Below are 10,687 nucleotides of genomic sequence, written 5' to 3'. Positions count from 1 at the left end.
CGGCGTAGGAGACACCATGAAAACCCGCAAACTGACCGCGCTCGCGGCAGCTCTGACCACTATTACGCTCGCGGCCGCCTGCAGCGGTGGCACCAACGCCAACTCCGGCGGCGGCGGCGGCGACAACAAGACGCTGACCATCGCCTCGGTCGACCAGGGCTCCATCGAGAAGGTCGTCGACGCGTTCAAGGCCGCCAACCCCGGGGTGACCGTCAACCTCACCACGGCCGGCGCCGACCAGTATCAGCAGCAGATCCGCACCCAGTTGTCCTCGGGCACCGCGCCGGACGTGATGACCGTGTGGCCCGGCAACGGCAACCCGGGCGCGACGTACGTCCTCGCGAAGCCCGGCTACCTGCTCGACCTGTCCGACCAGCCGTGGGCGTCCCAGCTTCCCGACTCGTTCCAGAAGGTCGCCCAGTACGACGGCAAGACCTACAACGCCCTGTTCGGCCTCAACGGCATCGGCGCGGTCTACAACGACGACGCCATGACCAAGGCCGGGCTCACCGCGCCGGCGACGTGGACCGACATGATCGCCTTCTGCAAGGCGGCCGCGGCCAAGGGCACTCCCGCCTACGCGCTGGGCATCCAGGACAACTGGGTCACCCAGCTGGTGCTGTACTCGCTGGTCGCCACCACCGTCTACAGCACCGACAAGGACTTCGACACCAAGATGGCCGCGGGCCAGGCCACCTTCGCGAACTCGCCGTGGACCACCGCCATGGCCAAGTACCAGGAGATGAACAAGGCCGGCTGCTTCCAGAAGAACCCGCTCGGCACCAACTACGAGGCCAGCCAGACCCTCGCCGCCACCGGCAAGACCCTCGGCATCGTCCAGGGCAACTGGGTCATCGCCCTGCTCAAGGGAAAGAACCCCAGCGGCAAGTTCACCATGAAGGCGCTGCCGGCCACCGACGACACGGCGACGTTCATCATGCCGGCCGCCGCGGGCGCCGGTTACGGCGTGAACGCCAAGGCGAAGAACAAGGAGCTGGCGCTGAAGTTCATCACGTTCGTCATGTCGCCCGAGGGCATGAAGGTCTTCAACGACGCGCAGGGCAGCCTGCCGACGCTGGCTGCCGCCGGCAGCACCGTCGACCCGGGCCTGACCGAGCTCACCACGTTCGTCAAGGACAACAAGACCGTGCCGTTCATGGACCAGCTGTGGCCCAACGCCAAGGTCCAGCAGACCATGCTCAGCGGTCTGCAGGAGATCTTCAGCAACCAATCCACCGCCGACAAGGTCCTCACCGCCATGGACCAGGACTACAAAGCCGGCTCCTGAGCCGGAGGCCGGGGCCCCCGGGGCCCCGGCCCTCACGATTGACGGGACCGAGGCCGCCGCCAGGCTGAACGCGCCGGGCGCGCCGACCGTCACGGCGAGCTGACGACGCGCTGCGGGTGTCAGGAGCGGCCGCGTTCGGTGGCCGTCGGCTTCGCGCCGGCACGTGGTTGGTCGTGCAGTGCGTCCAGGCGCCCGGTGGTGGCCAGCCGGGCGAAGGCGTACGCGCTGGGTTTGGGGGTACGGGTGAAGTTCTTGTCCCGGTCGACGGCGACCAGTCCGAACTTCGGGCGGTATCCCTCGGCCCATTCGAAGTTGTCGAATGCCGACCAATGCAGGTAGCCCCGGACGTCGACGCCCTCGGCCCGGGCGTGGGCGACGGCGGTCAGGTGGGACTCGAGGTAGGCGAGACGTTCGGTGTCGTCCTCGGTCGCGATGCCATTCTCGGTGATGTAGAGGGGAAGCCCGGTCTGTGCGGCCCGGTGCAGGACCTGACGCAGGCCGTCGGGGTGGACCGCCCAGCCCATCTGGGTCAGCTGCGATCCGGTTGGCGGGTCGGCGAACAGGGTGGGGGAGGCGGGATCGACCCACTGCTTGCGGTAGTACTGGACGCCGAGCCAGTCGCCGCGGTCCGCACCGGTCAGCCCGTCCAGGTACAGGTCGACGAGCTCGCCCTGCATGAGGCGGCACAGCGCCCGGCAGGTCTCGTCGTCGCGGGCGCGCGCCAGCAGCGGCAGTTGCACGACCAGGCCGCTGCGGGATTCGCCCGGCCCGTTGTCGACGGCCCGCACCGCAGCCTGATGTGCTTGTAGAAGCACCCGGCCGACCCGCTTCCACAGCGTCGGATTGGTGATGCCGGGCGGATGTATGCCCTCGAGATAGCCGTGCAGGGCGACCATCTGTGGCTCGTTGATGGTGCATACGAAGGGCATGAGGTCACCCAGTTCCGCGACGACCCTCCGGCAGTACCGGTCGAACAGCGCGATCGCGTCCGGAGCAAGCCATCCACCCCGGGCGGCGAACCAGCGCGGCAGGGTGAAGTGGTGCAGGGTGATGAAGCCGGTCATGCCGTTCTCGGCCAGTGCGGTCAGGACCCGGCGGTAATGTGCCAGGCTCGCCCGGCTGAACTCGCCCGGCGCCGGCTCGATGCGGGACCACTCCAGGGAGAGCCGGTGCGCGTTGTGGCCCAGGGCCTTCAGGAGCGCGAAGTCCTCGTCGTAGCGGTGGAAATGGTCGATGCCGTCGATGGACGATTCCCGGGCGGCGGTGCCGGGGGCGTGTTCGAAGTCCCACCAGTCGTTGTTGACCGTTCCGCCCTCGACCTGGTGCGCGGCCGTGGCGGCGCCCCACAGGAAATCGGCCGGGAAATCGCTGTGCAAGGTGCTCCTTCGCGGTAGTTCTCACATGAGGGCGAGTGCGGCCACCGTCGCCACCGGCATGTCGGCGCTCGGCCACCACCTGGCATCGGCGGTGATCAACGCGTTGGAGGGCAGGCCAACCGTCCCCGGCCCCGGCCAGGACGTGATCCAACTGGTTCGCCGCGCCAGCGCCTGACGCGTCGGTCTCCCCGGTCATGAGAGCGCGGAGGCGACCAGATGGGTGTCGACATACTGCTCGAACCGCACGACGACGCCGCCCTCGACGGTCCAGTGGTGCACGAACCGTGCGGCCATTGCCTTGCCGCTGGCGCGGTAGGTGCCGGCGTAGGTCCCGAACGCGACCACCTCCTGGCCCTCGCTGACGAAATGCTCGGGCACGGCCTGGAAGTCGGCCCACTCCGCGGTGATGCGGTCGAAGACATTCTCCCGGACAGCCTCGGGCCCGACGTAGGTGCCCGCGTACGGGAAGCCGGCCATCTCGGTCCACCTGACGTCCGGCGACAGTGGTGCCAGCATCCCGGCCAGATCGCCTTTGGCGGAGGCCGCGTAGTGGTCCTGGATCGCGTGCAATGGGGTGCTCATGCGGACTCCTGCCTCAGGTTCATGAAAACGCCCTTGATCTCGGTGTAGGCGTCGATGGCGGCGGGGCCCATTTCACGACCGACGCCGCTGGCCTTGAACCCGCCCCACGGACCGGCAGCGTCGGGCACGTGCAGCATGTTGACGAAGATCGCCCCGGCCCGCACGGCCGCCGCGAGCTGGTGGGCCGTGCTCACGTCGCGGGTCCAGACCGACGCGGCGAGGCCGTAGTCGGTGTCGTTGGCCCGGGCCACCAGTTCGTCGGCGTCGTCGTAGGTGAGGATGGGAATCACCGGACCGAAGATCTCCTCGCGGGCCAGGGCCATGTCGTCTCGGACGCCGGTGAAGACCGTCGGCTCGTAGAAGTAGCCGGCGCTGAGGTCACCCGCGCTGCGGCGTCCTCCGGTCACGAGCTCCGCGCCCTCGGCGACGCCCCGGCGCACGTCCCGGTCGACCCGATCCACGTGCTCCTGGGTGATCAGCGGCCCGAGCTCGGTGCCCGGGGACAGGCCCGGTCCGAGCTGGAGACCGGCGGCCAGGGCGGCGACCTTCTCGGCGAACTCGTCCGCTCGGGCGCGGTCGACGTAGAAGCGCGAGTACGCCGCGCAGACCTGCCCGCTGTTGAAGAGGGCGCCATGGACGGCGCCGTGGACCGCCGCGTCGATGTCGGCATCCCGGGCGACGATCATGGGAGCCTTGCCGCCCAGCTCCAGCGTCGTGCGTTTGAGGTCGTCCGCGCTGGTGCGCAGGATCTCCTGGCCCACGGCCGTCGATCCGGTGAACGACACTTTGTGCACGCCGCGGTGGCGGGTCAGCGCGCGGCCGACGTCGGGACCCCCGGTGACCAGGTTGATCACCCCGGGCGGGAAGCCGGCTTCCTGGCACAGCTCCACGAGGCGGATCGTGGTCAACGGCGTCTGCTCGGCCGGCTTGAGCACGACCGTGTTGCCGCAGGCGAGGGCGGGCGCCAGCTTCCAGGCGGCGATCATCATGGGAAAGTTCCAGGGGGTGATGAGCGCACACACGCCGACGGGCTCGCGCCGCGTGTAGTGGAAGACATCGGGGTCGGCGACCGGGCCGGTGCTGCCCTGGATCTTCGTGGTCCAGCCGGCGAAGTACCGGAAATGCTCGGCGGTCGCCGCCACGCTGACATTGCGGGCCACGCCGAGCGGCTGCCCGTTGTCCAGGGTTTCCAGCCGCGCCAGCTCGTCGGCGTTGGCCTCGACCAGGTCCGCGACCCGCCAGAGCAGCTTGGCGAGCGCAGGCTTCGGCAGACCTGCCCAGGCCGGGTCCGCCAGCGCGGTGCCGGCCGCCCGGACCGCCTCGTCCACGTCGCTGTCGGAGGCGGCCGCGACGTCGGCGAGGACCCGGCCGTTGGCGGGGTTGCGGGTCGGAAACGTCGCAGCGGTGGAGCCGGCTCGCCAGTCGTGCCCGATGAGCAGCGCCGTGGCCGGGGCATCGCCGCCGGATTCGTCACCGGTCACCGGCCCGGTCGGGAATCCGCCTGGTCGGTGCTGCACCGTCGTGGACATCGCGTGGACCTTCCGGTCGGGAGAGGAGCGCGGTGGGCGCGCCGTCTCTGGAGTTTGCGGCCGGCGACCAGGACATGCTTGTCCCTGGGAGGACTGGGCTTGTCTGTGGGTCATCGACCGCGTGACGGCAGCGGCTCTGGCAACCGGCGGGCGGGCATTGTAGGTTGCGTACTCGACAGTCTGGCGACACGGTGATTGGAGTCTCGTGTCAACTCTGTTACGCACGACCGAGGTGTGCCCGGCCGACCGGGCCGACTACTGGCGCGTGGCCGCGTCGAAGTCGTTCGTCGATCTGAACTTCACCGTGCCCGAGCCGGTGAAGTTCCGCGGCGAGATCATTACCGAGAACATCGGCGGGGTGACGGTCAGCCGAGTTACCGCCGGAGCCCACACGGCCGAGCGCACCGAGCGCCACATCGCCCGCGCGCACGACGACGGCTACTACAAGCTCAGCATGCCGGTACGGGGATATCTCCTGATCAGCCAGGACGGTCGCGAGGCGCCCCTGCTGCCGGGGGACCTGGCGATCTACGACACCAGCCGCCCGTACCAGGTGTCGTTCAGTGACACGTGTCAGATGCTGGTGCTGATGTTTCCGCACCGCGACCTGCGACTGTCGCAGCGGGCGATGGGCGACCTCACGGCACGACGGGTCTCGGGACGCCAGGGCATCGGCGGCCTCGTCGCTCCGCTGCTGGTCAACCTCGTCTCCCAGATCGAGGAACTCGGCACCTTCACGGCCCCGAGGCTGGCCGACAACCTGGTCGACCTGCTCACCACCCTGTACGCGGAGCAGCTCGGCGAGGCCGCGCGGCCGACCGACGCGATGCAGGTCCTGCTGACGCGGATCAAGTCCTTCATCGAAGCGAACCTGGACGACGCCGACCTCACGCCCGACGCGGTCGCCGCCGCGTGCCACGTCTCGACCGGCTACCTGCACAAGCTGTTCCGCGCGACGGGCACGTCGGTCGGGCGCTTCATCCGGGACCGTCGTCTCGAGCAATGCCGCCGGGACCTGCTCGACCCGGGGCAGGTGGAGACGGCCGTCAGCAGCATCGGGGCGCACTGGGGATTCCTGGACGCGGCACATTTCAGCCGTACGTTCAAGGCGACGTACGGGGTCTCTCCGCGGGAGTATCGCCTGAGCCGCGACGCCTTCGGGCACGTGGAGATGGCAGCGACCGCAGACCGGGCCGGCCAGGCCACTGACTGACCGGGCCGGCGCTGGTCATGCCGTGGCGTTCATCTCCTCCAGCAGCGTGTGGCGGTTGAGGTCGGCGCCGGTGAGCTCGGCCGCGATCCGGCCACGGCGGAAGACCACGACCCGGTCGCACAGCGATACCAGCTCGTCGAGGTCGGTCGAGCAGATCAGAGTCACGCACCGCGTGCCGACCGTGCGGATGAGGTCGTGCATCTCCGCCTTCGCGCCGACATCGACGCCGCGGGTGGGATCGTCGAGGAGCAGGACGGACGGCATCGCCTCGAGCCATTTGGCCAGCACCACCTTCTGCTGGTTCCCGCCGGAGAGCATGCCCGTACGCTGCTCGACGCCGGAGGCCCTGATCCCTAGCTTGTCGACCTGCTGCTGGGCGCGCCTGCGCAAGACAGGCCGGCGGATCACGGCGCCGTCCCGGGCGAGCGAGACCGACCGAACCTGGGCGATGTTCGTCCAGATCGGCTTGTCGTGCATGAGCCCGAACTGCCGGTCGCCGGAGACGAGCGCGATGCCGCTGCGGACCGCGCTGCGCAGACCTCTGGGCAGGCGTCGCCGGCCGCGGCCGCCCGCGTCCGCGGGGAGGCGCAACCCACCGGCGGCGGCCGGGCGCCCACCGGAGAGAGCGCGCAGCAGCTCGTTGTGGCCCGCGCCGACAACCCCGGCGAGGCCGACGATCTCGCCCTGCCGGGCGTGGACCGTGACACCGTGCAGGACGCCGGGAACGGTGATGTCCTCGGCCACAAGCCCGTCCTGGTGTGCCGGCCCGGCCTCTTCCGGGGCGGTCCGGCCGGCGGCGGGCGTCGGCGGCGGCCGGTCGCCGAGCATTGCCGCGACGATTCGCCCGACGGTCATGTCCTCGCGGCGGGCCGCGGCAACGGCGACGTCGCCGTCGCGCAACACGGTCACGTGGTCGCTGACCGCCATCGCCTCCTCGAGGATGTGGCTGACGAACACCACACCGACCCGGCGATCCCGCAGCGCCCGGAGCACATGCAGCAACCGGGCCGAGCCGGCGTCGTCGAGCGCCGAGGTCGGCTCGTCGAGTATCAGCACCCGTGGGTTCGTCAGCAGCGCCTTGGCGATCTCGACGAGCTGACGCTGCGCCAGCGTCAGCGAACCGACGAGGGCGCGCGGCGAGACGTGCAGGCCCAGCTCCGCGAGCACCGGCTCAGCCAGCACGGTCATCGCCCTGCGGTCGAACAGGCCGAACCGCAGGATCTCCCTTTTGGTGAAGAGGTTGGCGAGCACATCGAGGTCGGGGAAGAGGTTGAGCTCCTGCGACACCACGGCGACGCCGTGCCGGGCCGCGTCCGCGGTGTCGTGAAACCGGACCGGGGCGCCGTCGACGAGAATCTGCCCCGTGTCCTGACGGACCGCACCGGTGAGAATCTTGACGATCGTCGACTTGCCGGCGCCGTTCTCGCCGAGCAGCGCGTGCACCGTCCCGGGTGCGACCCGCAGGTCGCACCCCTTCAGCGCGGTGACGCCGCCGTACGACTTGCTGATGCCGACGGCCTCGATGACGTGCATGGCTAGTTGGCCTCGGACAGCGGCTTGATCGGCGGGTTCGCGAGCTGCTTGGCGATCTCGGGCTTGAAGTACGCGGCCCGTGTTTCCGGGTTCGCCTGCCGGGCCGCGATGCTGTCCACGTTCGACTTGTCGACGAGGAGGTTGCCCGAGTTCCACCAGCCCTCCGGGATCGGCGTGCAGGTGCGCTTGGCCTGGATCAGCAGATGCACCGCGATGTACCCCTTCATCCAGTGTTCCGGGGAGGAGAGCGCGAAGACCGAGCCGGACTGGACCGCGGCGACGGCCTCCGGGGGAAGGTCGGCCGAGCCGGCCAGGAACGTCTTGCTGGTCTGCTTCTTGATGAGCGGGAGCGAGACACCGTCCTGACCGCCGACACCGATGAAGGCGGCCGCGTCGGGGTGCGCCTGCGACAGGCTCTTCCAGGCGTTGTAGTTGTCGGTCGGCTGGGACTTGCTGTCGAACGGCCCGCTGATCTTCATCCCGGGCAACTTGCTCTTGATCACGGACTGCAGCCCGTCCATGCGCTGCACCAGCAGCGGCAACGACGGGATGTCGTTGCCGAGCACGACCTCCCCGTTCGCGGGGGGATTCTGCTTGACGAACGCCTCGCCGAGAAGGACTCCGAGCGCCGTGTTGCTGTTGCCGATGTACGTCTTGACCTGGGTGCCGGCGGGCGGCGCGGCGTCCACCGCGATCACCGGTGTCTTGTCGGCCGTGACCTCGTTGAGGGGCCGGACGAACAGGTCCGGGGTGACGGTCTGGTAGGCGATGCCGTCGGTCGCCGTCTTCGACGCCGCCTGGAACAGCGCTACCGCCTTGGGCCCGTCGACGCTGGTCGGGGCCACCTCGTTGAGTTTGACGTTGCCGTCCTCGTCGGCGGCGGCCTTGGCGCCCAGCGCCATCTCCTGGAACGGGTTCTGGTCGGTCGAGGCGTACACGAAGGCCATGTTCAGCTTGCTCGTGGCGGTGTCGCAGCCGCCGCTGCCGGCGGCGTCCGAACCGCCGGAGCCGCAGCCGGACAGCGCAAGCAGGCCGGCCGCGGCAAGAGGTCCGATGCGACGTACGGTATTGGGATTCATCGATATTCCTTTCACTGTTCGGTGAGAGAAGGCTGGAGTGCGGGTTGGCCGGCCTCCCGGCGGCGACGCACGAGGCTGTCGATGCCGACGGCCACGAGGATCACCAGCCCGGTGGCGAAGGCGCTCCAGTTGGCGGGAATGCTGAAGTAGGTGAGGCCGGCGGCGACGACGTTGAGCAGGACCGCGCCGCAGACCGCGCCGATGACCGTCGCCGTTCCCCCGCGCAGCGGGGTGCCGCCGATGACCGCGGCGGCTATCGCCTGCAGCTCGAAGCCCGTGCCGATCGTGGGGTCGCCGGAGGTGAAGTAGGCCAGGCCCAGGCAGCCTCCGATGCCCGCCAGCACGCCGACCAGCACCAGAACCTGCATGCGGACGCGGGCCACCGAGATGCCCGCGAACGCGGCCGCCTCGGGGTTGGAGCCGACGGCGAGCACGCGGTATCCGAACGGGGTGTGGTGCAGCACCAGCCCCAGCACGAGCGCGACGGCGACCAGCACGATCACGCTGATCGGGACGCCACCGATTTCGCCGCCGAGGACGGTGAAGAAGGAGTCCTCGACGGGAAGGCCGACGACCTGCTGGCCGCCGGTCAGGGCGATGGCCAGTCCGCGGAAGACCGAAAGGGTCGCCAGGGTCGCGACGATTGTCGGGATTCGGATGAATGTCACCACGGTCGCGTTCACCAGGCCCAGCAGCGCCCCCGCCACGATCCCGATCCCGCCGGCCATCCACGCGTTCACGCCGTGGGAGATGAGCAGGCCGGTCGCGATGAGGCACAGGCCGAACTGCGAACCGACCGACAGATCGATCTCGCGCATCGCGACGAGGTACGACATGCCGACCGCGAGGAGCCCGACGTAGGTCGACGCCTGCAGGATGTCGAGCAGCTGATTGGGCTTGAGGAAGGTCGGGTGTACAGCACCGATGATGCCCACCAGCAGCACGGTCGCGAGTACCACGCTCGCGGCCGGCGCCCGCAGGACACGCCGCAGGGCCCGGGTCTTCCGGCCCGGCCGGCCGCTTCCCACCGGCGCCTGCGGTGCCGGTGCCCCGGCGGTCGGAGCCGCCGTCGAGGTGCTGTCTGTGTTCACGCCAACCTCGCCTTTGAAGGATTCGTAGCGGACCGCCGTCAGCGTCGGTGATGAGCCGGGCGGCGCGCTTGACTGTGTCTGCTCAGGGCTTGTCGGCCAGTGCTCGGCCGCCGTCGGGGCGTCGCCCGGGACGGAGCGGGCTTCCTAACCTCTAGTTCCGTGAAGGGAGGGTGGTCATGACGCAGAGTCGACCCGCTGGACGCTTCGCCGGGCGGACAGTCCTGGTGACCGGGGCCGGGACCGGCATCGGTGCAGCCGTCTGCCGCCGGATCGCCGGCGAGGGGGGCAATCTGGTGCTCACCGGCCGGCGGGAAGCGCCGTTGAAGGAGGTCGCCGCCGGGCTGGCCGCACCGGCGATCGTCGTCCCGGCCGACGTGGCGGTGGCCGAGCAGGTCCAGGGCGTGGTGGCCGCGGGCATCCAGGCGTTCGGCTCCCTGGACGTTGTGGTGGCGAACGCCGGCGGGCACGTGCCGGGAGCGGCCGCGGACGTCGACGACGACGCCTGGCGCTTCAGCATCCACGCCAATCTCGACAGCGCCTTCGTCACCGTCCGTGCCGCGTTGCCGCACCTCGTACGCGCCCGGGGAAACGTCGTCGTGGTCTCCTCGATCGCCGGGTTGTTCGCCGGTCCCGGGGTCGTCGGCTACGTGACCAGCAAGCACGCCTTGATCGGGTTGACCCGGTCGCTGGCCCGCGATTACGGGCGGTTCGGTGTCCGCGCGAACGTCGTATGTCCCGGCTGGGTGCGCACCGCGATGGCGGACGAGCAGATGGACGACCTCGGCCGCAAGCTGGACCTCGGCCGCGACGAGGCGTACGCGCTGGTCAGCAAGGACACTCCGCTGGCTCGGGTGGCCGAGCCCGACGAAGTCGCCGCCGTCATAGCGTTCCTCGCCTCGCCCGAGGCGTCGGCGATGACGGGGTCGGTCGTGGTCGCCGACTGCGGCGCCGGCGCCGTCGACCTGCCCACTCTCGCATTCTCCGATTGAGGACGTG

General features: G+C 69.9%; 10 protein-coding genes. 4 read left to right on the top strand and 6 right to left on the bottom strand.

Annotated features, from left to right (window positions below; all coding sequences use genetic code 11):
- The first annotated feature begins 16 nt into the window (after positions 1–16).
- Positions 17–1,288 (top strand): ABC transporter substrate-binding protein, encoded by a 1,272-nt coding sequence (locus ACIA5D_RS30910; RefSeq protein WP_396033866.1) that lies wholly within the window; start codon positions 17–19, stop codon positions 1,286–1,288.
- A 119-nt stretch (positions 1,289–1,407) separates the two neighbouring features.
- Here ACIA5D_RS30910 and ACIA5D_RS30905 read toward each other — a convergent pair whose 3' ends face one another.
- A complete protein-coding gene (locus tag ACIA5D_RS30905) occupies positions 1,408–2,664 on the bottom strand; it encodes a glycoside hydrolase family 1 protein (protein WP_396033865.1) in 1,257 nt (418 codons plus the stop codon).
- Positions 2,665–2,689: 25 nt separating this feature from the next.
- Here ACIA5D_RS30905 and ACIA5D_RS30900 point away from each other — a divergent pair, with 25 nt between their 5' ends.
- Entirely contained in the window at positions 2,690–2,839 is a 150-nt protein-coding gene (locus ACIA5D_RS30900; RefSeq protein WP_396033864.1) for a hypothetical protein, read from the top strand.
- A gap of 17 nt (positions 2,840–2,856) precedes the next feature.
- On the opposite strand, the gene ACIA5D_RS30895 is transcribed toward ACIA5D_RS30900, so the two are convergent.
- Entirely contained in the window at positions 2,857–3,246 is a 390-nt protein-coding gene (locus ACIA5D_RS30895; RefSeq protein WP_396033863.1) for a nuclear transport factor 2 family protein, read from the bottom strand.
- Positions 3,243–4,775 carry an aldehyde dehydrogenase family protein gene (locus ACIA5D_RS30890; protein WP_396033862.1) on the bottom strand — a complete coding sequence of 511 codons (1,533 nt, stop codon included), beginning with the start codon at positions 4,773–4,775 and terminating at the stop codon, positions 3,243–3,245. Before ACIA5D_RS30890 ends, ACIA5D_RS30895 begins: the two co-directional genes overlap by 4 nt.
- A gap of 205 nt (positions 4,776–4,980) precedes the next feature.
- On the opposite strand from ACIA5D_RS30890, the gene ACIA5D_RS30885 reads away from it, so the two are divergent.
- Positions 4,981–5,988: a helix-turn-helix domain-containing protein gene (locus ACIA5D_RS30885; protein WP_396033861.1), complete on the top strand. Its 1,008-nt coding sequence runs from the start codon at positions 4,981–4,983 to the stop codon at positions 5,986–5,988.
- A gap of 15 nt (positions 5,989–6,003) precedes the next feature.
- Here the strand turns inward: ACIA5D_RS30885 and ACIA5D_RS30880 are convergent, their stop codons facing one another.
- The 3 genes from ACIA5D_RS30880 to ACIA5D_RS30870 are packed head-to-tail and all read right to left on the bottom strand — an operon-like array spanning position 6,004 to position 9,691.
- Positions 6,004–7,521 (bottom strand): sugar ABC transporter ATP-binding protein, encoded by a 1,518-nt coding sequence (locus ACIA5D_RS30880; protein ID WP_396033860.1) that lies wholly within the window; start codon positions 7,519–7,521, stop codon positions 6,004–6,006.
- 2 nt (positions 7,522–7,523) lie between these two features.
- Positions 7,524–8,600: a sugar ABC transporter substrate-binding protein gene (locus ACIA5D_RS30875; protein WP_396033859.1), complete on the bottom strand. Its 1,077-nt coding sequence runs from the start codon at positions 8,598–8,600 to the stop codon at positions 7,524–7,526.
- Positions 8,601–8,611: 11 nt separating this feature from the next.
- Positions 8,612–9,691 (bottom strand): ABC transporter permease, encoded by a 1,080-nt coding sequence (locus ACIA5D_RS30870; protein WP_396033858.1) that lies wholly within the window; start codon positions 9,689–9,691, stop codon positions 8,612–8,614.
- 176 nt (positions 9,692–9,867) lie between these two features.
- On the opposite strand from ACIA5D_RS30870, the gene ACIA5D_RS30865 reads away from it, so the two are divergent.
- Positions 9,868–10,680, top strand: coding sequence for an SDR family NAD(P)-dependent oxidoreductase (locus tag ACIA5D_RS30865; RefSeq protein ID WP_396033857.1), 813 nt, complete (start codon positions 9,868–9,870; stop codon positions 10,678–10,680).
- The last annotated feature ends 7 nt before the right edge of the window (positions 10,681–10,687 follow it).

The sequence above is a fragment of the Actinoplanes sp. NPDC051513 genome (genome assembly GCF_044454685.1).
GTDB lineage: Bacteria > Actinomycetota > Actinomycetes > Mycobacteriales > Micromonosporaceae > Actinoplanes.
This window is presented reverse-complemented; position numbering and strand designations above follow the sequence as displayed.

Excerpts from the sequence above, each read along its gene's own strand:
- ACIA5D_RS30865 (WP_396033857.1), top strand. The coding sequence starts at position 9,868 with ATGACGCAGAGTCGACCCGCTGGACGCTTCGCCGGGCGGACAGTCCTG.
- ACIA5D_RS30875 (WP_396033859.1), bottom strand. The coding sequence starts at position 8,600 with ATGAATCCCAATACCGTACGTCGCATCGGACCTCTTGCCGCGGCCGGC.
- ACIA5D_RS30895 (WP_396033863.1), bottom strand. The coding sequence starts at position 3,246 with ATGAGCACCCCATTGCACGCGATCCAGGACCACTACGCGGCCTCCGCC.
- ACIA5D_RS30900 (WP_396033864.1), top strand. The coding sequence starts at position 2,690 with ATGAGGGCGAGTGCGGCCACCGTCGCCACCGGCATGTCGGCGCTCGGC.
- ACIA5D_RS30880 (WP_396033860.1), bottom strand. The coding sequence starts at position 7,521 with ATGCACGTCATCGAGGCCGTCGGCATCAGCAAGTCGTACGGCGGCGTC.
- ACIA5D_RS30910 (WP_396033866.1), top strand. The coding sequence starts at position 17 with ATGAAAACCCGCAAACTGACCGCGCTCGCGGCAGCTCTGACCACTATT.
- ACIA5D_RS30890 (WP_396033862.1), bottom strand. The coding sequence starts at position 4,775 with ATGTCCACGACGGTGCAGCACCGACCAGGCGGATTCCCGACCGGGCCG.